Annotated in this window: 18 protein-coding genes; 9 read left to right on the top strand and 9 right to left on the bottom strand. The window is 39.0% G+C overall.

Features of this window, described 5'->3' with window-relative positions; translation table 11 throughout:
• Positions 1–150: 150 nt before the first annotated feature.
• Complete coding sequence (locus PI85_RS19910) at positions 151–972, top strand: squalene/phytoene synthase family protein (RefSeq protein WP_082011604.1); 822 nt, start codon at positions 151–153, stop codon at positions 970–972.
• Between the two features lie 325 nt (positions 973–1,297).
• Here PI85_RS19910 and PI85_RS19905 read toward each other — a convergent pair whose 3' ends face one another.
• Complete coding sequence (locus tag PI85_RS19905; RefSeq protein ID WP_036124930.1) at positions 1,298–1,786, bottom strand: metal-dependent hydrolase; 489 nt, start codon at positions 1,784–1,786, stop codon at positions 1,298–1,300.
• A 161-nt stretch (positions 1,787–1,947) separates the two neighbouring features.
• Here PI85_RS19905 and PI85_RS19900 point away from each other — a divergent pair, with 161 nt between their 5' ends.
• The 3 genes from PI85_RS19900 to PI85_RS19890 all read left to right on the top strand — a co-directional run bounded on the left by PI85_RS19900 (position 1,948) and on the right by PI85_RS19890 (position 5,031).
• Entirely contained in the window at positions 1,948–3,174 is a 1,227-nt protein-coding gene (locus PI85_RS19900; RefSeq protein ID WP_036124928.1) for a ferric reductase-like transmembrane domain-containing protein, read from the top strand.
• Between the two features lie 399 nt (positions 3,175–3,573).
• Positions 3,574–4,200 (top strand): nitroreductase family protein, encoded by a 627-nt coding sequence (locus PI85_RS19895; protein ID WP_036124926.1) that lies wholly within the window; start codon positions 3,574–3,576, stop codon positions 4,198–4,200.
• Between the two features lie 345 nt (positions 4,201–4,545).
• Entirely contained in the window at positions 4,546–5,031 is a 486-nt protein-coding gene (locus PI85_RS19890) for a hypothetical protein (RefSeq protein WP_036124924.1), read from the top strand.
• A gap of 28 nt (positions 5,032–5,059) precedes the next feature.
• Here the strand turns inward: PI85_RS19890 and PI85_RS19885 are convergent, their stop codons facing one another.
• The gene (locus tag PI85_RS19885; RefSeq protein WP_036124922.1) at positions 5,060–5,299 is read right to left on the bottom strand and encodes a DUF3658 domain-containing protein; all 240 of its coding nucleotides are present in this window, start codon (positions 5,297–5,299) and stop codon (positions 5,060–5,062) included.
• 109 nt (positions 5,300–5,408) lie between these two features.
• On the opposite strand from PI85_RS19885, the gene PI85_RS19880 reads away from it, so the two are divergent.
• A complete protein-coding gene (locus tag PI85_RS19880) occupies positions 5,409–6,578 on the top strand; it encodes an alanine--glyoxylate aminotransferase family protein (protein ID WP_036124920.1) in 1,170 nt (389 codons plus the stop codon).
• 95 nt (positions 6,579–6,673) lie between these two features.
• On the opposite strand, the gene PI85_RS19875 is transcribed toward PI85_RS19880, so the two are convergent.
• Together PI85_RS19875 and PI85_RS19870 are read right to left on the bottom strand one after the other, a co-directional pair.
• Positions 6,674–8,008, bottom strand: coding sequence for a D-serine ammonia-lyase (locus PI85_RS19875; RefSeq protein WP_036124918.1), 1,335 nt, complete (start codon positions 8,006–8,008; stop codon positions 6,674–6,676).
• Complete coding sequence (locus PI85_RS19870; RefSeq protein WP_008181474.1) at positions 7,998–8,471, bottom strand: YaiI/YqxD family protein; 474 nt, start codon at positions 8,469–8,471, stop codon at positions 7,998–8,000. Before PI85_RS19870 ends, PI85_RS19875 begins: the two co-directional genes overlap by 11 nt.
• 174 nt (positions 8,472–8,645) lie before the next feature.
• Here PI85_RS19870 and gdhA point away from each other — a divergent pair, with 174 nt between their 5' ends.
• The 3 genes from gdhA (at position 8,646) to PI85_RS19855 (ending at position 11,709) form a co-directional block, all read left to right on the top strand.
• Positions 8,646–10,019 carry an NADP-specific glutamate dehydrogenase gene (gene gdhA, locus PI85_RS19865; RefSeq protein ID WP_036124917.1) on the top strand — a complete coding sequence of 458 codons (1,374 nt, stop codon included), beginning with the start codon at positions 8,646–8,648 and terminating at the stop codon, positions 10,017–10,019.
• A 216-nt stretch (positions 10,020–10,235) separates the two neighbouring features.
• A complete protein-coding gene (locus PI85_RS19860; RefSeq protein ID WP_036124915.1) occupies positions 10,236–10,922 on the top strand; it encodes a phosphoribosylaminoimidazolesuccinocarboxamide synthase in 687 nt (228 codons plus the stop codon).
• A 133-nt stretch (positions 10,923–11,055) separates the two neighbouring features.
• Entirely contained in the window at positions 11,056–11,709 is a 654-nt protein-coding gene (locus PI85_RS19855; protein ID WP_036124913.1) for a Yip1 family protein, read from the top strand.
• A gap of 38 nt (positions 11,710–11,747) precedes the next feature.
• Here PI85_RS19855 and PI85_RS19850 read toward each other — a convergent pair whose 3' ends face one another.
• The 5 genes from PI85_RS19850 to PI85_RS19830 all read right to left on the bottom strand — a co-directional run bounded on the left by PI85_RS19850 (position 11,748) and on the right by PI85_RS19830 (position 20,975).
• Positions 11,748–13,496 (bottom strand): methyl-accepting chemotaxis protein, encoded by a 1,749-nt coding sequence (locus tag PI85_RS19850; protein ID WP_036124910.1) that lies wholly within the window; start codon positions 13,494–13,496, stop codon positions 11,748–11,750.
• 228 nt (positions 13,497–13,724) lie between these two features.
• Entirely contained in the window at positions 13,725–14,927 is a 1,203-nt protein-coding gene (locus PI85_RS19845; protein WP_025115085.1) for an NADP-dependent malic enzyme, read from the bottom strand.
• Between the two features lie 395 nt (positions 14,928–15,322).
• Entirely contained in the window at positions 15,323–16,153 is an 831-nt protein-coding gene (locus PI85_RS19840; RefSeq protein WP_036124908.1) for an MBL fold metallo-hydrolase, read from the bottom strand.
• Positions 16,154–16,543: 390 nt separating this feature from the next.
• Positions 16,544–17,353: a sulfurtransferase gene (locus tag PI85_RS19835; protein ID WP_036124906.1), complete on the bottom strand. Its 810-nt coding sequence runs from the start codon at positions 17,351–17,353 to the stop codon at positions 16,544–16,546.
• Positions 17,354–17,363: 10 nt separating this feature from the next.
• A complete protein-coding gene (locus tag PI85_RS19830; RefSeq protein ID WP_036124905.1) occupies positions 17,364–20,975 on the bottom strand; it encodes a dynamin family protein in 3,612 nt (1,203 codons plus the stop codon).
• A gap of 264 nt (positions 20,976–21,239) precedes the next feature.
• Between PI85_RS19830 and PI85_RS19825 the strand changes: the two genes are divergently transcribed.
• Positions 21,240–21,662 (top strand): DUF4183 domain-containing protein, encoded by a 423-nt coding sequence (locus tag PI85_RS19825; RefSeq protein WP_036124904.1) that lies wholly within the window; start codon positions 21,240–21,242, stop codon positions 21,660–21,662.
• Positions 21,663–21,951 lie beyond the last annotated feature (289 nt).

Below are 21,951 nucleotides of genomic sequence, written 5' to 3'. Positions count from 1 at the left end.
AGGTTTAAATAGTTTACTATTAAACTATATCATTTTTAGTAACCGTTTTCAAAGAATATCTCCATATTCATGAACAATCTGTTTTATCTTTCCCCATTTTTACGATACGATATACTATAGATGTGGAACCATTTGAACGGAGGAATACAAGTGAAAGATCAAAAAAGACTTTATAAAGAGGCGATGCAAGTTTTAAAAGACACAAGTCGCACTTTTTATATACCTATCACTTTCTTAAAGAATGATTTAAAGGTATCGGTAGCAGCTGCCTATTTAGCAATGCGTGCCATTGATGAAATAGAAGATCATGAACAGCTTTCCAATGATGTAAAGTTTGATTTATTATCAGCAACTAGTGACCTTTTAAAGGACACATTTAATAATGAGGCATATCAAGAATTGTTAGCGCCTTATGCGGCACAGTTACCTGAGGTAACCCTTCGCTTAGCAGATTGGCTAACATTCTGCCCTGAGGAATCTCGAAAAATTGTCCAAGCTTCTACAAGTGAAATGGCCTTTGGTATGGCGAAGTGGTCTAAAGCTAATTGGCAGGTGCATACACGCGAGGATTTAGATGATTATACATACTACGTAGCAGGGCTTGTTGGGACAATGCTGTCTGAGCTTTGGGCGTGGGGTGCAGACATTCAAACAGTTCGCGATTTAGCAATTGGCTATGGTCGAGGTCTCCAGGCTGTCAATATTTTACGCAATCAGCATGAGGATATGGATGAGCGTGGCGTAAGTTTCGTTCCTGACGGCTGGACACGCGAGGATTTATTTGCTTATGCAGAGGAAAATCTCGCGAAAGCTGATCTTTATATGAAAGATATTAATAAACGGACTGTATTATTATTCTGTCGATTACCACTTGCATTAGCGCATAAAACATTGAAAGCCATGCAAGATGGTCGTGAAAAAATAACGCGAACAGAGGTCGAACAAACGGTCGAAGAGGTACAGGCTGACTGATGAGAGTCCTGTATTTCTAGCATAACCCAATAAGATGCACAACCTATAAAACCCCTGCATGAGAATTTTCTCGTACAGGGGTTCCTTTTTGAGCAGCACTTATTATAAAGGTTTGTGTTACGCAAAGATCAATCGCTAGTTTCAGATATTTTTCAATGGAAAATCTCCATAAAAATTACGGACAATCCCCATTGGTTCGCATACTTTCAAAGCTTCAACTCACCACAAAAAACAAAGCTTACGAAAAATACTCCCCACAGATAAACAGATGTTTTTATCTGCCTACCTAATGGGGAGCATCTTACACGCTTAGTGGTTTCTTTGCTTACATAGTAGCAAGAAGCTGCACAATAATTTCATAGCTAAAAAAGACTGAAAGCATTGTTAACAATGTAAACACTACTTTTTCAACTTTACTACCTGTTTTTGTAGTAAGTGGTAGACGCACCGAAATGGATACAGGGAAAAATAGCTTAACACCCTTTTTGGTCCCCATATCCAGTAAAACATGGCTTGCCATCCCTAATAAAATACCTATTGTAATGGATTTATACGATATAAATGTATGTAGTAGCATCCCAATCAAAAATAAAAACAGTAAACTATGTGTAAAGGAACGATGTCCAAACAACGAATTAACCATTTTTGAAATGATGGGAAGCTTCCTTCCGATTTTGCTACCACCATGGCAAATATCTGGAAGTAATGCACCGATAACGCCTGCCCCTACCAAAACAAGCGGATTATCATTAGAAATTTGTGCAAAGGCTAGACTTGCTGTAATGCCCCCAACAATATGGGTATTCCCTTGCATAAATTACTTCCACCTTTCTTACGCATTTTGCGAACCTTCTTAATGTAACATACATATGCCCAAAAGGGAACATACATTCCGAACGTACGATCTAAAATATTTTCATCCAATAATTGTATAGCCATAAAATATATGGTTAAAAATAAGAATGGAGGTTATTTATGAAAGCGTATAGAGGACTACTACTTGTTATTTTAACGATGGGAAGTAGCGCATGCCTTTGGTATTTTGCTACACCGCTGACACCCATTCATCCACTGAACAAGCTTGCCCATATTATTGGAGGCTTAGCGATTACAGCACTCTTCCTTGTATTTCTTTTCTCTACAAGAATGAAAATATTAGAGCGCTGGTTTAATGGGCTAGAGCGCCTAAATTTTTATCATAAAGTTTTAGCCATGTTTTCACTTGCGTTCATCATTATTCATGGACAATTGCAAAAGATGGTTCCTGATGAAGATCTGCCACAAACATCTTTTCGTGAATGGGCGAAAGAGCTTGGTGAGCTCGCACAATATGGCTTTATTATTTTGATCGCCCTCGCATTCCTAGCAAAATTTTTAAAATATGAGCATTGGCGCTGGCTACACCGCTTATTGCTGCTTCCTTATACATTAGGCATTTACCATACTTATTTTTCGAGCGAATATGATTTATTACAGCCTTCAGCATTAGGTATTTTCACAGCTCTTACGACAACCATTGGATTTATGTCTGCCCTGTATATGATAACTATGTATCAAGATATGTTCTTCCCGTATAACGGAACTATTTCCAACATTCAAAAATTGAATGCCCATGTTATCGAATTAGAGCTAACCCTCACGAAAAAACTTCATTACCGCCCTGGACAATTTCTCTTTCTAAAAATCTTTCAGGAAGGCATTGAAAAAGCACCACACCCCTTTTCTATTTCTGGTGGAGATGGAGAAAAAATTAGGGTGACGATTAAAGCAGTCGGCGATTTTACAAAGCAGGTCTACAATGAAATACAAGTGGATACCCCTGTTGCCATTGATGGTCCTTTTGGTCATTTTGACTTTGCCAAAGGAGCCAATCAACAACTTTGGATTGCTGGGGGCATTGGCATTACGCCATTTATCGCCTATTTGCAAACAAAGCCAACTAAGAAAATCGATTTATATTATTCCTTTCATGGTGTAAATAATGTTGTTTATAAAGATTTTTTACTGAACTATGCGCAATCCAATGAGCAATTTACGGTCACTTTTATAGATACTACTCAGGTGGACAGACTTTCTTTTGACCAGCTGACCATACCAGCTCATACAAGTATTTATCTATGTGGACCTGAAAAAATGATGAAGCACATCAAATCGTCCGCCCCTACTAGCCATATAGAATGGGAGGCATTTAAATTAAGATAGTGAGGGTTGCCCTTCAGACTGTAGACAAGCTCAAAAAATTTGAGTGGATCTATAGTCTTTTTAATGATTATCACTACGGCTGGACGGTTTCGTGCTACATCCCTCCCATCAGAAAATATCCCCTCTATCCACAGCCTCGACTTCCGCTTTTCCCGCAGATTCGCCGTCCTTCGTTCCAATACCTATTTTCTAAGACCAAAGGTAGATTCTTTCAAAAGCATGAAAAATGCAGTGATTGCTTCTTGCCAATTTTGAGCTTGATGCGTCATGACATTTAGGCGATCACCACCTCATCGAAAACCCTATATTCAAGACTCTTTAATTCGAGCAATTTACTTGGAATTTGAAATCATTTATCGTATAGTAAAAACGCATCTTATAATGAAGGAGTCAAAATAAATGACAGTGACAAAAAGCAATTTAACTAAAGTTATGCATGACCGTAAATCTGTTCGTAAATACGACGAAAATTATAAAATTCCTCAAGAACAACTAGAGGAACTACTAGTAGAAGCCACTTCTGCACCATCTTCAAGTAACTTACAGCCATGGCGCTTTATAGTCATTCAAGATCCGGCAATGAAAAAAGAGTTACGTGCCATTGCTAACAATCAAGAGCAAGTGGAAACTTCCTCAGCTGTTATTGCCGTCCTAGGCGATACAAAAATGTACGAAAATGCTGAATCGATCTTTACAAAAAATTTCGATCTTGGTTATATTAATGAAGCAACAAAGGATTTAATGATTAATAATTCTATGAACTTATATTCTCAGCTTCCTCAGGAGGTTTTAAAAAATATCGTTACATTTGATGCTGGTCTCATTTCCATGCAAATCATGCTTTTAGCAAAAGACATGGGCTATGATACAGTACCAATGGGCGGATTCAATAAAGAAGCCTTCGCCAAACATTTTGAATTAGCGGATCATATCGTACCCGTTATTTTAATTGCGATTGGTAAAGCAGCAGCCCCTGCCTATAATTCTTCACGTATTGAGCTAGAGCATATCGCCAAATTTATGTAATACATGTAAAATTGTCACCTTTCTATATGGGAAGGTGACTTTTTTTCTGAATAAAATGGCATGTCAGATGCCACTACAAACATAGGATAGTAATGTTTGTGAGCAGTACAAGGTAAAAAACTTTAAAAATGATTCTCCTAAACTAGCATATTCATTTTCCCAAGGATATTTTTTGCATTTCTTTCTTTCATTACTCAAAAAATCATCATAAAAGAATGAATAAAAAATTTCTTTCTAGTACATTTGTGCCGTTTTTACTAAAAATTACATATAAATGGTTGTAGATTAAACATAATAGGATTGGTATCATTAGGAGGTATTTTCTTAAGAAGGGAGGTTTTTCTGATGGACTATAATTATTATAACTCTGATTTGGATGCAGCCATGGGAGGCTTATTTATTATCCTAATTTTAGCAGCTCTTGTTCTTGGGCTAATCGCCTACATTATTAGTGCACTCATTTATTTTATGACATCTAAAACAAATGGTTTTGGAGATGTAGCCTATATTTCTTGGATTCCTATCATTAATGTATACAGCCTTTTCCTACTGACTGCCGGTGGAGATAATCGAGAAACGATTCGTGCAACAGCTCTAAAAAATACCCTTATTTATGCAGGCTTGTTTATCGTTTCGTTTATACCAGTTATCGGCTTCCTCGCATCTCTAGGTATGGTGGGCTTTACATTGTATTTCACATATCGCCTATTCTATCGCTGGTGTGGTGAAACTGGTAAGGCTGTACTTTACACGATTCTTATGGTTATTACAGGCGGGTTGTTCTTTGCGATTTACGGTTTAATGCGCATGAACAGACCTTTCGCTGCCTAGTTCACTATCCTAAAACCTCTTTAAGTCTTCAGACTAAAGAGGTTTTTTGGCGTATTTTCACATAATAATCCCGCGTAGATTTAGGAATACCTTTTAATGCTAGGTTGCCATTATAGATTAAATATCGAATTCTATATTCTAAATAAAAGATGTTTGGCGGTTCCTCCATTCTAGCAAGTAGCTCTAAAAGAAATGCTCCAGTTTGAATAAAATCCACATGTCCCTGTTCCTGATGCAGCTTGGTCTCCTTTTCAATTTCTAGTATCATGACAAACTCTTCCTTTATTTAATAAAAAAGCAGCTAGCCCCTACAAGAAGTATGTTATTATTATAGTTAGAAAATTTTGAATTTCTGTCAAGTAAAGGGGATTGATAATATGTATGAAAATATTTTAAGACATCCGGGACCAACACCGATTCCAAAGAGAGTTCAATTGGCGATGAATCGAGATATTTTTAGTCATCGGAGTCAAGAATTTGTGGAATTATACCGAGAGACGATTGAAGCCGTAAAGCCTGTCTTTGGCACGACACAGGACATTTTACTTTTGCCATCAGGCGGGACAGCTGCACTTGAAGCTGCGGCAGTCAATACGGTTGCGGCTGGTGAAGAAGTTGTGGTCATTACTGTTGGAGCATTCGGTGACTATTTCGTTTCCATTTGTGAGCAATATGGCTTCCATGTACATAAGCTCGAAAAAGAATGGGGACAAGCTTGCACTCCTGATGAGCTACGAGCATTTTTACAGCCATTACAAAATATTAAAGCGGTTTTCGTCACATATAACGAAACATCTACAGGCATTTTAAATCCAGTCGCTGAATTAGCACAAGTGATTCATGACGAAACCGATGCTCTCGTTATCGTGGATGGCGTAAGCTGCATCGGTGGCGCGCCTGCTGAAATGGATGCTTGGGGTATTGATATTCTCGTGACAGGCTCTCAAAAAGCGATGATGCTTCCGCCTGGACTCTCTCTTATCAGTGTGAGCGAACGAGCTTGGCAAGTCATTGAAGACAATCAAACGCCAGCATATTATTTAAATCTACTAAGTTATCGTAGTTGGGCAGAAAAGGGGATGACGCCAAATACTCCTGCTATCACGCTGATTGATGGCCTGCATGAGGTTTGTCAGCTAATTGAACACGAAGGCGGCTTCTCACAAACCATTGCCCGTCACGAGCTGATGAAAAACATGGTACGTAGTGCTATGAAAGCTTTACACATCGAGCTCTTAACGGAAGAGCAATACGCCTCCCCTACCATTACAGCGATTAAGGCACCAAAGGATATTGAGCTTGGTGAATTTTTAACGCACCTTAAGCAGCAATACCACTTAGATTTTGCAGGTGGTCTTGGTCATCTACAAGGTAAAATTTTCAGATTCGGCCATATGGGCTATTGCTTCCCAAGTGATATACTACAAGCCGTATCCTTATTGGAGGCGGCGCTCCAAGACTTCGCTTATGACTTCCAGCCAGGCGCAGGCGTCCTTGCAGCCCAAGAGGTATATTTAGCAGGTCAACGTAAAGCATTGCAACGTTAATAAGAAAACAGGTGAAGAATTTTTCTTCACCTGTTTTTGCGCTTTTGAATAACTTGATTGGGGCAAGACTTTCCCTGTTCGATCAAAAAGTATCATCATTTACAACCTAATTCTCTGCTCTTAGCCAAATACGTAGCACGCATGCTATCTGGGACCATGCTGCCACCTGTTGCCCACACAAGCTGGGTTGCCTGCGCCATATGCTTTGTTAGTCCGCGCTGAGCTAAATAGTGTTGACCTTTTTGGGACAAGCGAATAGCGCCAAACATTCCTGCATGTGCAGATGGCTCTAAAAATAGTTTTTCGCTATCGATAGCTAAACCTAAAGAGGTAAACAGCTCTTCATCTGTCACTGTATAGCAGCCACTAATATACGTCTCCATTACTTTTCCTACAAACTTGGAGGCGCGACCCACTGCAAGACCATCTGCTTCGGTTTTATTATCTAATTCTATATCCTCTACACTGATAGCATCATGAAGTCCAGTCATTAAGCCTAGCGTCATACATGGTGAGGCAACAGGTTCTGCGAAGAAAATATGCACATGTTCCCCAAATATTTCTCGTAATCCGTAGGCAACACCGCCTGGTCCTCCCCCTACCCCACACGGTAAATACACAAACAATGGATGTGTAGCACTGACTGGAATGTTCATGTTTTCTAATTGCCCTTTTAAACGCAATGCTGCAACTGCATAGCCTGCAAATAGATCCTTTGAATTTTCATCATCAATGAAATGACACATAGGATCTAATTCTGCTTCTTGACGCCCCTGTTCAACGGCAACACTGTAATCAGCCTCATATTCAACTACCGTGGCACCTTTCTCTCTAAGTAAAGCCTTTTTCCATTCCTTGGCATCACTCGACATATGTACAACGACATTAAAGCCGAGCTTCTTGCCTATAATGCCGATACTTAAACCTAAATTTCCAGTAGAGCCAACCGCAATGGTATATTGCTGAAAGAAGGACTGAAACTCCGCTGATGCTAATCGCTCATAATCATCTGTTACTTGAAGCCTCCCACTTGCTAATGCCAGCCTTTCAGCATGCTTTAAGACCTCATAAATGCCTCCCCGTGCTTTGATGGAGCCTGAGATAGGTAAAGCATGATCCGATTTTAAAAGCAACTGACCTCCTATCAACACACCATATTTTTTTTCAAGCGCGCTTTTCATAGCAGGAATTTCTAGAATGTCTGATTCAATTAATCCACTACTTTCCTCAAGCTCAGGGAATGCCACTTTTAAATATGAAGAAAAGCGTTGTAACGTTTCCTCTGCCTCCTTTACTTCTTGCATAGTAAAGAGCGATGTTTCCGGCTGTTTCACCCAATTTGTATTTTCCCAAAGTACAGCATCTTTAGCTGCCATCGATTTTAACTGTGGGAATTGCTCTAAAAGATCATACTTACGTTCATTTTTCACCTGTAGAGTCCTCCATTTTTTGTGCAAAAATCGCTCGTTCACAAATTTGTCGAAATTTCATTTCAAACGAAATATTGTTTTCTTGTGTCCTTTTTTTAGGGCCCTTGGTGCGTCCACCTGCTCGTCGAATTTTTTGACCGACATGACGCATATCGAGCAAGCGTTCGATATTTTCATTAGACATTTCTCGTCCATTTTGATCAATTGGATACCCCCCTCTTGCTAAAACCATTGCCGCTAGCCCATAATCCTGTGTTATGACAATATCGTGTTTTGAAAGCGCGTTCACTAGCGTAAAATCAACCGAATCAGGACCTTTCGGCACCATAATTGTTATTACATTATCACGTTCTACACGATGGGATGTATCGCAAAACAAGATAGTTTCAATCTCAAACTCAGATGATACAGATAGCGCCAAATCCACTACTGGACAGGCATCAGCGTCTATAAGAACCTTCACAATAAGGCATCATTCCTTTCTCATAATTAGATGAATACTATCACCTAACATTATTTTAAAATATCTTTTTCCTAACCCCTCTTGCTCAATTTTTCACAAACTAAAAAAGTATTTTATTGAATAGTTTGAAAAATAAATATACGATACACCTATCAACTAAATGGGGGTTTTATTATGACAATCACAACTGTTAGCAATGAACAATTAGCTAAAGAATACGTAGATGGCGTATTCGAGCAACTTAAACAACAGAACTGTCATCAAGCGGAGTTTCTACAAGCAGCTGAAGAAATTTTCATTTCATTAGTACCTGTATTCGTCCAACATCCTGAATATATTAAGGCCAATATTTTATCTCGTATTGTTGAGCCTGATCGCATCATTTCTTTCCGTGTTGCTTGGCAAGACGATACGAACCAAGTGCAAGTAAATCGCGGGTATCGTGTACAATATAGCAATGTCATGGGGCCTTATAAAGGCGGCCTACGCTTCCACCCTTCGGTAAATGAATCCATCATTAAATTCCTAGGCTTTGAACAAATCTTTAAAAATGCTTTAACAGGGCAACCAATCGGTGGTGGTAAAGGTGGGTCTAACTTTGATCCGAAAGGTAAGTCAGATTCAGAAATCATGCGTTTCTGCCAAGCCTTCATGACTGAATTATACCGCCATATTGGTCCAGATGTCGATGTTCCTGCTGGTGATATTGGTGTAGGTGCTCGTGAAGTAGGTTATTTATGGGGGCAATATAAGCGTCTAACTAAAGCTAGTGAATCAGGTGTATTAACTGGGAAAATCCCTGGTTATGGTGGGTCCTTAGCACGTAAAGAGGCAACGGGTTATGGTACAGTTTATTTCGTGAATGAGATGTTAAAAGATGCGAACGATTCATTTGAAGGAAAAACAGTGGTTGTTTCTGGTTCTGGAAATGTTTCGACGTATGCGATTGAGAAAGCACAACAATATGGTGCAAAAGTAGTTGCTTGCTCTGATTCCGCAGGCTATATTTATGACCCAGAAGGCTTAGATTTAGATGTTATTAAAGAAATTAAAGAAGTTAAAGGTGATCGTATTTCAACTTACGTAAGTTACCGACCAAATGCTACTTTTACAAATGGCTGCACAGGCATTTGGACGATTCCTTGTGACATCGCTCTGCCATGTGCTACTCAAAACGAAATTAATGGTGAGTCAGCTCGTACATTAATTTCTAATGGGGTCAAAGCAATTGGCGAAGGTGCCAACATGCCTTCTGATCTTGAAGCAATTAATGAATTCTTAAATGCTGGTGTATTGTTCGGACCAGCAAAAGCAGCGAATGCTGGAGGAGTTGCTGTATCTGCTCTTGAAATGGCACAAGATTCAAGTCGCGTATTTTGGTCATTTGAAGAAGTAGATGCGAAACTTCATCAAATTATGAAAGATATTTATTCAGATAGTAAAGCTGCTGCTGAAAAATACGGCTTCCCTGGCAACTTAGTGATGGGGGCAAACATCGCTGGCTTTATTAAAGTGGCAGATGGAATGCTGGCTGAAGGCATTTATTAATAACTGCCCTAGCTATCTAGCATAAATCCTCCAGCGAGTTTACGAAGCATTTCAAAAACACAAGGCGATGACGATTATTCGTTATCACCTTGTGTTTTTATTATAAATCAGCAATAAACGATAGAAATAAACACACAAAACGAACATTTTTAATGTTAAACATTTAAAATATTCGTGTTATAATTTTAGAGTACTATGAATATTGGAGGTCTTTTTGTGGAATTAATGTATACAGGGAAAACGAAGAATGTGTTCAAATTAGAAGATGGTCATTATTTATTAAAATTTAAAGACGATGTAACAGGTGAAAACGGCGTGTTCGACCCAGGCGCTAATACGGTTGGCTTAACAATTGATGGGGCTGGCTTAGCGGGTTTACGCTTAACTTCTTATTTCTATTCTAAATTAAATGAACAAGGTGTTCCTACTCACTATGTAGATGCCAACTTTGATGATGCAACAATGACTGTAAAGCCTGCAACAGTTTTCGGAAACGGTTTGGAAGTAATATGCCGCTTTAAGGCTGTTGGCTCCTTCTTACGACGCTACGGTGCCTATGTGAAGGAAGGCCAAGACCTTGATGCCTTTGTGGAAGTTACCATTAAAGATGATGATCGCCAAGATCCTCCGATCTCTGAAGATGCATTAGCCATGTTGAACCTGTTAACACACGAAGAATATGCCATTTTAAAACAACGTACAATTGAAATTTCTACATTTGTTGGAACTGAGCTGGCTAAAAAGGGCTTAACGCTTTATGACATTAAATTGGAGTTTGGCCGTGATGCCCAAACTAACGAAATTTTATTAATCGATGAAATTTCTGGTGGCAATATGCGTGCTTACAAAGGTGAGCAATACATTGAACCATTAGAGCTTGAAAAAATGATGTTAAGTCACTAATAAGAGCCGCCTTTGTGCGGCTCTTTTGTTATAAAAATAACTTATTTTTACTTTCTACGAAACTTTTCACTGTATCACTCGTATACTAACTATGCGTAACATGCAATTATTCTATTATTTTGGAGGTAGTTTGATGGAAAACTTTAATGACACACAGAAAGAAGAAAGGCCAAAGGTGAATCCGTTTATATCTGTTTGGTTACATCCAAAGCAAACCGCTCGCTATATGATTAACGAAAAATCAATCGGCTTTGCTATTTTGATTATGTCCATCGGTTATATCGGTTCTATAATGTCAGGGCTGACGGATTCGGAGATTTTCACTGATCTTTCTCCTTGGTTATTGGCTTTATTGTGTGTAATTTTTGCTCCAATCGCTGGTATTATCGGGACAGCTATATCCGCTCTAATCACATGGCTATTTGGTAAACTATTTAAGGGTACTGGCACGTATTCAGACTTATTTAAAGGGCTGAGCCTTACAGCTGTACCATTTATAGTGCTTATTCCATTTTATTTAATATGGTTAATCACTTCACCAGAATCTTTACTAGATCCAAACTTTATGGGCTCACTGCCATGGATTTTTTGGCCAGCTATTTTAGCTTCTATTGTTGTAACGATTTGGTCTTTCGTCATTTCAGTCGGTGTGGTAGCAGAAGCACACCAAATCTCTAATTGGATGGCCTTTTTCACTATCTTTATTCCTGGAATTATTTTATTCATCTTGTTCTTCGTTCTTTTCTTCATTATTCTCGTTGGGATTATTGGTGTTGGCATGATGTAAAAAATCTCCCCTCTCATTTAAGAGAGTGGGAGATTTTTTTATAGTTTAAATTGGGCAATCAATGTCTTTAATTCTAAAGCTAATGTTGATAATTGGGCTGATTTCCCCGCCATAACCTCCATTGAGCTACTTGTCTGTTCTGTTGTCGCCGTTGTTTGCTCTACACCTGCCGCAGATTCTTCTGCGACCGCAGCGATTTCTTGAATAGCGCTATTCATTTTTTGACCATCTTCAGTTACTTTTGATAAATTGCTGGAAATCAATTGAACACTTTCTACTACATCATTAATAGAATGACTAATCGTCGTAAACGTTTCACTCGTAGCTTTAATTTGATTGGTACCTTCTTTTACTTCCTGATAGCCATCCTCTAATGAGCTCGTAACGACATCAAAATCTTGCTGAATATTTGTGACAATTGATGTAATATCATTGACAGAAAAGGCTACTTGTTCTGCAAGCTTACGTACTTCATCCGCAACTACCGCAAATCCTTTGCCATGTTCCCCAGCTCTAGCAGCTTCAATCGCGGCATTTAAAGCTAATAAATTCGTTTGATCGGCAATATCTTTAATGACCACCACCAATTTTGAAATTTCCTGTGCTTGGGCATCTAAATTTTTTACTTTCTCTACGGCATTTTGTACTATGCCATCAATCTTACTCATTTGAGAATTCGAAGATGTCATGAGCTGACTTCCTTCATTGGTTAAGCCTAATACTTCAACAGAAGATTGATGAATATGCTCCCCATGCTGATTTGTTTCACGTAAATCCGCAGTAAAACGTTCCATCAAGGACGTTAGTTCGTTAGAATGATGCGCTTGTCCTTCTGCACCAGATGCTAATTCATTCATCGTAATTGCTACTTGCTCGGCACCCATATTCACTTCATTAGCTGATTGTGATAGCTCCTTACTGGATGTATTAATTAAATCAGACGCTTGAGCAATATTGTGTATCATATCCTTCAATTTAGCTTGCATTTGATTCATAGCGTTTGCCAGTTTGCCAATTTCATCTTTTGAGCGAATCGACATACTTTCTTGCGTCAAATCACCCTCCGCAAATCGCTCCATCGCTTGGACCACTCGGTTAATTGGTTTAGCCATACTACTCGCGTATTGCCAAATAACAAATATCCCGATAATAATAGCCACGCCAATCACAACAAGCGTTAATTTCAAAATACTCTCTGCGGGCTTATTAAAGTCTGCTAAATACGTACTGGCACCAATCACCCATCCCCAATACGGATCCGTTTCTGCATAGACCCCTTTTTCTTCTAGTTGATCAGAATTTGGTAATGGCCACGAATACGAGGCAAATCCACCACCTTCATTCCCCTTCGCAATGATTTCCTGCATATACTTAACCCCATTGTCATCCTGCTCATCCCAGACATTATTTCCCTCGATATTTGGATGCGCAATAGAGTTCCCTTTTTGGTCCACAACAAAAATATAACCACTCTCACCTAGTTTAATATTTTTATTAATAGGTCGCTTTCCTTCACTATCCATTTCACCTAAAATAGCGACCTTCACTTTCTCTTGTGCTTCATCTAAAGATAAATTGCCTGCCTCTACTTCTTGATTAAATTGTTCAATCATGGCAATGGTCATTTCCACACTGTTTCTTAAATTTTCTTTTCCCACCGACTCTAAATTTGATTTACTTTGTTGATAGCTTAGATAGCCTAAAGTAATAAGGGGAATCATTAAAAGCAATAAAGAGAAAGCAATCAACTTGGCTTTAATGGACCGGAATTGAACGAATGTTTTCATGTATTTTATCTCCTCTTTTATAGACTAAAGACCTATTTTTATTTAAAAACATTACAACATTATGTATTTATACTTTTTAATCTACCGCACAAGTTATTACCTTGTACTCACCAATTTTATTACATAAAAAACTAAACAACAACATTTTTCGAGCAAATTCGATAAAAAAATGTAGAAAAGCATATCTTTGCTTTTCTACATCTGCTGTATTTCAATATCTTTTATTTGTTAAACTGATAGCGCAGTAGTTTGTTGGAATAGTTCCGACACGCCAGATTCGACCGCTGCTCCGCTAACTGCACGAGAGACAATTGCAACAACACGCTCATCCAAAGATTTCGGAACAATATATTCCTCCGCGAGCTCCTCATCACTCACAAGAGAAGCAATTGCTTCCACTGCAGCGAGCTTCATGGTTTCATTGATATCCGTCGCACGTACATCTAATGCCCCACGGAAAATGCCAGGAAAGGCAAGGACATTGTTAATTTGATTGGGATAATCCGAACGACCTGTACCCATAACTCGTACTCCCCACGCCTTCGCATTTTCATACGTAATTTCTGGATTTGGGTTAGCTAATGCAAAGACCACCGGGTTTTCATTCATAGATGCAATATGTGCCTCTGTTAATAGATTAGCTACCGAAACACCGATAAAGACATCTGCACCAACGAGCGCGTCACTCAACGTACCATGTATTTTCTCTGGATTTGTTAAATGAGCAACCGCCTCTTTAATTGGATTCATCCCTTCTTTTCGTCCCTCATAAATAATACCTTTTGTATCACACATAAAAATATTTTTATAACCCATTTGCACAAGGATTCGTAAAATAGCGATCCCTGCCGCACCAGCGCCATTGATGACAACCTTCATTGTGGCAATATCCTTTTGCACAATACGATTGGCATTAATCATAGCGGCACCTACTACAATTGCTGTCCCATGCTGATCATCATGGAATACCGGGATATCACATTCCTGACGCAGCCGATCCTCAATTTCAAAACATCTAGGTGCTGAAATATCCTCTAAATTTACCGCCCCAAACGTAGGGGCAAGCGCCTTCACAATGCTGACGATTTCATCCGTACTTTTTGTATCTAAACATATTGGAAAAGCATCAACATTGGCAAAACGCTTTAACAAAATCGCTTTCCCTTCCATAACTGGTAATGCAGCTTTAGGCCCTATATCGCCCAATCCTAAAACTGCTGTACCATCTGATACAACTGCCACCATATTCCCCTTCATTGTATAGTCATAAACCAACGATGGATTTCTTTCAATTTCCACACACGGTGCGGCCACTCCAGGTGAATAAGCAAGGCTTAGATCATAAGAATCCTGTACTGGTACTTTTGAAATCACCTCTAATTTACCACTATAGTGTGCATGCATTTCTAAAGCTTTCTTCATGACATCCATTCCATCCCATCCTTTTCCCATTGTTTTTTATTATATTTTAGAATCATATTACTTTGTGAAAATATAGTCAATGAATTTTCTGTCAATTTATTTTTCCTTTCGAAAATGCATTGTTACAAGACTTCTTATACATTTTTCTGTCAAATTAAACTTTTCACAATCAATTATTTCGAAATAATTAACATCCTATAAGATGTAGTGAAAAATGTACAACTATCGCCTTTCAAGCTGTTCAATATTTCACATAGTATTTTTCTTGTGTAAATGAGATTTTTTTCACAAACTTATGTAAGCGCATCCATTGAGCCAATTGAGTTTGTCACAATTTATCCACATTTTTTCACAAAGTTTTTTATTATTGCTATTACAGCTTTTAAGCCCAACAAAAAAGAGTCCTATTGCAAGGACTCTTGTGTAAAGTGACGGATAAATGCATTGATTATATGTTTAGAGGACCATTGATCGCCAGACACTTTAACAATGGGATATTCTCGAGGGAAAATACTGGACGTCATCTCCTCTACTGAATAACCTTGTTGAAACAAGTGACGGACCTTCTCTTCCATTTCTTCAATATACGCTATTTTTTCTAGTATTCTATTTCGTCCATTGGCTAAATAGCCTGCATGACAACAATAAATTTCGTTAAAGTCATAGTTTAATAATTTCTTTAAGGAAGCTAAGGTATGTACAATATTTTCTTCATCGAGCACTACCTTGGTTTTCGTTTGAATGTATAAATCTCCCGTGAACATAGCACCTGTTTGGCGATTATAGAAAGCTAGGTGATCTGTTGTATGTCCAGGTGTTTCAATAACATCCCAGACAGCTGTTTTCGACTGCAATGTAGTCCCTATCGGCTGCGCTAGAAAAGCTGGCCGCTCCCCCCATAATGCTTGACGGTACAAAGGATAATCCCCATCCTTCGTACAAATCTGAAGAGACTCACCATGAAGATAAATAGGTACATCCCTTTGTTGCTGAAGCCACGCGGCATTTCCCGCATGATCTTCATGCGCATGAGTTAAGGCAATTTGCTCCATTGGTAAGTCTTTAAAAAAAGATTGAAACTCCTGTGCCAGCGAATTTGAGCCTGTATCAATTAATAAACCATCCACAAAAAAACTATACACACTCATACCGAAGCCCTGAATTGCTACCTTTCCAAGTGCACATTGTACATCACCGTGGTGTTGAACAACTATGCTCGTCTCACGTTTAAACATCCACTTTCCCCCTTTTAAAAGAGTGTAGCATAAAATGAATGGTGAGTCATTTTGATTTTGATCGGCTTTTTTAAGGGTTGGCTTTCCGTTATTTTTGCATTTTAGCCATAGATTCAGCAACTCTCTCTATTTGTTTCGAGCGAGCTAGGCGGGAGACGTTTTTGGCTCTATCCGTCACTTTTGGCTTTCTATCCATCCGCTTCCAGGATTCAAGCATTTAGCAGCTCTACCTACGCATATCAAGCAAGCTAGACAGCTCTTTTTCCGCTCTATCCGTTAATTTTGTTATTCTATCCATCACTTTCCCACTTCTATCCACCATTCTCCCCGTACTAGATCCACCTCTCCACAAAAAAACGCTCACCTTAGTGAGCGTTTTTGCTGTGATCCTTACTCATTTGTACCTTTTTCAACATCATATTGTGTAATCCAATCACTAAAGCTACCTACATATAATTGGATGTTTTCATAGCCTTCATCTGCTAATACTGCATAGAGTGGGGATGCGGTTACACCACTGCCACAGTAGACAACTATATGTTCATCTGGTGTCACTTTTTGACGCAATGCATCATTGGCCTGCAATTGACCCTCATTTTTTAATTGCTCCCAGTCAAAGTTTTTCGCGGTTGGTATATGGCCCGCTACTTTATCTAATGGCTCGACTTCCCCACGGTAACGCTCAGCCGCACGAGCATCTAGTAAAGTTGCTTTGACTTCACCGTCCACAATTGCCTTTACCGCTTGGCGTGGAGCGTAAAGCTCATCCTTCCAGACAAAATCAATGAAGGTTGGTGGGTATTTAACGACATCCTTTGTAAACGGTATTTTCATTTCCAATGCAGATGCGCCCCCATTAACAATGACCACATTTGGGAAACCAGCATACGTCAGCATCCACCAAGCACGTGGAGCGAATGGTGCTGCTCCTTGATCATAGATAACGATTTGATCTTCATAACGTAAGCCTAATTCTTGAAATACCGACGTTAGTTTTTCTTTGTTCGGCATTGGGTGACGACCATCTTTACTGTCCATATCAGATAGCTGCTGCTCTAAATCAATATAGATGGCTCCTGTTGCATGACCTTCTTCAAATGCTTTTTTTCCAGCTTCTTTGTCTTGTAAATCAAAACGAGTATCGATAAAACGGACACCATCAAACTGAATTTCATCCACTGATTTGAATACTTTTCCCATAGGAATCACCTCATGCGTATTGTAATTGTGCGTAAATCGCTTTCCAAGAAGCTAAACGGCTTTCTTCTTGAAGCGCCAATCTTTCTGTTTCGATTTGCTCAAGCGCTTGATGATAAATATATAAACGTAATTGTTCTGCTTCCTCTGCAATAAACGTAATCGCCCATGTCATGAGAGAAACTTTCTGTGCATCTAAATAATCCTGCGCATCTGGTTTTGTCAATGTTTCTAATGCCTCGCTCAGCTTCACTTTTTCATTCTTCTCAAAGAAAGCTTTTTGATTGCGGAAGTGAGATTTTACGCTCGCATATTTCGAAATCTCACCAAATGGACCTTCAAAATCAAGTAAATTTGGCTCAGAAGATTCAAATGCTAAGAACGAGAAGCTACGGTTAAGCTCTTTTAGCTCACGTACTTCATCTTTAAAGCGATGCTGCATTTTCTTGCTAATAAACTGTGATAAACGGAAGTTTGTAACACGCATTTCCTGTGTAAAGTCGAAACGTAAGCTTTGCATTACTTCCTTCAATGCATGATCCAATGCCTGCTGTGCTGGCATAGCCGCAAATGTTGAAGGATTATACCCTTCCTTAAAGAATTCAGGGTAACGATAGTAGACACGCTGTAGAACATAATAGAGAAGCTCATCAAGCTCTTGCTTTGTCTCACTTTCCAGCATACTTGTATTCAGCACACTAAACTTCGATTGAACATGCTTTTCAAGTACTGTTAATTCCTCTAAACGTTCATCCTTACGTTTTAGGTTTTCCTCTGTTTGCGCAATAAGGTCCGCTAAACGTTGCTCTGTTTTATCAACTTCCTCTGCAAGAGCCTGCACTGCTAATGCACTCAATTCATCATTTAAGAATGTATGGAAGTCATTTTCAAACGGTGGCATACCAGATGCTAAATCTGAACCTTCTACCTTTTCATTTAACGCTAGAAGACTTGATACACCATACAGTCGTGGGAATCGAATTCCAAAACGCTGTAATTCTGAACGAACATAGCCTTTTACATCTTCCTGCTCCTCATCTGTTGTCGCTAAATCAATAGCATTTACAATAAAGAACATTTTATCCAGTTCAAATGCATCTTTTACACGACCAAGCTGAATTAAAAACTCACGGTCAGCTTTGGCAAATGCATGATTATAATACGTAATAAATAGGATGGCATCCGCATTCCGAATATATTCAAAAGCTACACCTGTATGTCGAGCATTAATGGAGTCTGCTCCTGGCGTATCCACCAATGTAACGCCCATGCGCGTTAATGGACTATCATAATAGAAGTCGATATTGTCCACAAAGCATGATTTATTTTCTTGCGCAACAAATTTTTCAAATTCAACGCGATCCACTCGAATAATAGTTCCAAGCTCAGACTTGAACGTTGGATACCCCTCTTTATAGGCACGAATAAATGATTTGTGCACATTTAAACGCTCATCTGTCAACTGGACAGCAAGCCCTTCGTCAGCACGATTATACGCTTCCTCCAATGAGTGGACGGATAAGCCAATCGCTGCATACGACCCTTGAATATCCTCTAACATTTGTTCGGCTGTTTTAAGCTGGACATCGGCCGTTTCATGAGGATGCTCTGGTGTAACTGGACGAATTTTATTGATAGCTGCAGTTGTTGGGTTTGGCGATACAGGTAATACCTTCGCCCCCATCAATGCATTCGAGAAGGAAGATTTCCCAGCACTAAAAGCCCCAAACAAAGCAATCGTAAAGTCTTTTTTCTGTAGTCGTTCTACTTTATTTTCTAGATATTGAGCAACTTCAGCAAAACCTTGTACTTCTTTTACAGCATTGGCGGTATGCAGAGCACGATTAATCACACCATCGATTGGCAGATTCGTCGCACTAACAGTTTGCTGTGCTTCTTCTTGCTGAATGACTTGTTCTTTTGGTTGTAGCATGGACTCATCAAACAAACGAATCTCTGCTAAATCCTCTTTAAAGGAATTTTCCCACTTTGTTAGCTGCTCATTGGCAACTTTGCGGATTTCATTGCTCGCTTGATGCATAATGCTCGCACTATATTGTTGGTAGCCTTCGATTTCAAGTACAGCCTTAATAGCATCCACTTTATCCTGCATGCCTGCCATTTTTAACTTCGAAGGAGCCGCCGTTTCGGTTGCAACCGCTTCTAATGTTGTCGCTTGTGCTTTTTTCCAGCTATCTGTTTCCTGAATAAAATAGCGCTTTGTTGCCTCTGCCACGCGGTTGGCAAAGTTTAATACTGCATCACCTGTTAACAATGCTCCTGTTTGAACTTGCTGTTCAATTAATGTAAAAGGCAAGTCAAATGGATAAGCGTCAATAGCTGACGCACGTTCTTCATTTAAGGCACCGACGTCCTTCAATGCATTTTTCATAAGACCCTTTAAATGCCCTGTAATTTGCGCATGGACAACATTTTGATAGGCACTATAAGCATCTTCTTTACGACGGTAACGCTCTTCCTCTGTTTTTTTCTTCGCAGTAAAGAGCCCTCCTACCTTAAAGCCCTCCTGCATACTTTCTAAATAAAGACGTAAGCGATCACGTAAGTCAGCTGGCATAATGGCAGCATTGGCAAGCAATTCTTTGCGCTGCTCCTCAAATGTTTCGTTCCACGCCTCGACAGAGAACAGCTCTACTTGACGATTTAACTTGTTGTATTGCTCTAAAATATCTTGGTGGTTTGCCCAGTCGTCTGCACTTAAAATCTCTTCATCTAACGCTAGACGATCCTCTTTTTCTTCCATTAAATAATGGTCATGCTCGCTTTGTAATAAACGCAATGTATTTGTTGCTGTTTGGACAAGCTGATCCTGCCAATCGTTCATACTATCCATCACAATTTTCTTGACGGCTTCAAAATCGTTATGTGGGTGGTCAGGCTCTCTCAATGATGTGAAAAATACACCCTTCGGCACAACGCCCCACGCCGCAAAGGAATTATGAACAGTTGCTTTAAACTCTTCAAAGCTCAACTCATTTTCTTTATGCTTATCAATCATATTAACAATCAAATAAACATTTGGATTATATTTCATTAATTGCTTCGTGAATTGGAAATTCAACTCCGATTGCACATGGTTGTAGTCCATTGTATAGAATACGATATCGGCAATATGGAGTGCAGATTCCGTCGACATACGGTGGGCATCATCTGTGGAGTCTACTCCAGGTGTATCCATCACGGTAACGCCAAACGGTAGTGTTGACGCACTATGACCAATTTCAATTTGCGATACCAAATCCCCATTTTTACTAAGCTCTTTGACTGTTTTAAAATCATAACCTGCCTCAAATTTAACAGGCTTTTCATTGTGCATATAAACAATCGCAAAGTCTTCCTCTGATTTATGCACTTTAACGATATTTGCACTTGTTGGAATCGGACTTGATGCTAATAAATTCTCGCCAGACAGCGCATTAATCATACTCGACTTCCCGGCTGAGAAATGGCCTGCAAACCCAATCACATACTCTTTTTGCTGAATTTTCCGAGCAAAAAGTGATGTTTTATCCATGCGCTCCGTATCACCATTATGCTGATATATTATGTATTGCAAAGCGGCTTGCTTTAGTAGCCCCTCCAATTGTTGATCAAAATCTTTCATGAAACCAGTAACCCCTTTTTCGTTAATTATTCATAATTAGTATTCTACCTTATTCAACTAGCAAAGTATAACACTAATTTACGGTAAAAAGCATGTATGCCAACGCTTCTATCCAACTAGCATTTATAAAAAAAGCATGATTGTCTGAAATAATCCTTATCGAATGATAGATGCTCAACTAGATTGAATATTATTTTCTTCATATTTTATAGTAACTGAATTCGGGGCAAAGGTTAAATTTACAAGAATGGAGTGTGATAACACATGGTCAACCCTAAACATTGTCAAATAAGTAATAAAAGCTGTGATTGTAACAATGAGGATCGATTTATTTGGCCCCGTATAAAAGCCTCTTACGGTCCAATCGTTCCTCCCATTGAAGTTGTCCCAGAAGGCGTAGTCATTCCAACGATTAATAGATATTTTTATATTTTAACAAGCGATCTTGATTTAACAAACGGAGCAATCCTACCCGCTACTCTCTTTTGGAATGATCAGACAGATCCCATTTCTGAATTCGTGATTTTTACACCGAATGGCTATGTCAATTTGTATATTAATGCTGTTATGCAAGAGGGCGGTATTTATTCCCTATCAAACACGGCCTTAACCATTACTCCTTACGATGGCACATTATTTAGAGGAACGCCCATCATCATTGAATCATTAGGCTTCACCCTAAAATAAAGATAAAGGACGTAAATGGATGGCATTTGTATATTTATTAGAGTGTTGCAGTAAGGTTTCCTATAACATTCGCTGTAGCGATGAACTAGTTCCATGATCATCTTATTTTAATAAATCATATATTTTTCAATCTAAAAAGCACCAATACATGTAAAAAAAATTAAAAATGTATCGGTGCTTCTGTATTCTATTGCTTTTTTGTTAGGTTACCTGCTCTCTAGGCTAAATTTTCATTATCCTTAAAGTAATTTTTCATTTTCACTGTATCAAAACGGCCTTCCCATTTCGC

The organism is Lysinibacillus sp. A1 (assembly GCF_000801965.1).
Classification (GTDB): Bacteria; Bacillota; Bacilli; order Bacillales_A; family Planococcaceae; genus Lysinibacillus; species Lysinibacillus fusiformis.
This window is presented reverse-complemented; position numbering and strand designations above follow the sequence as displayed.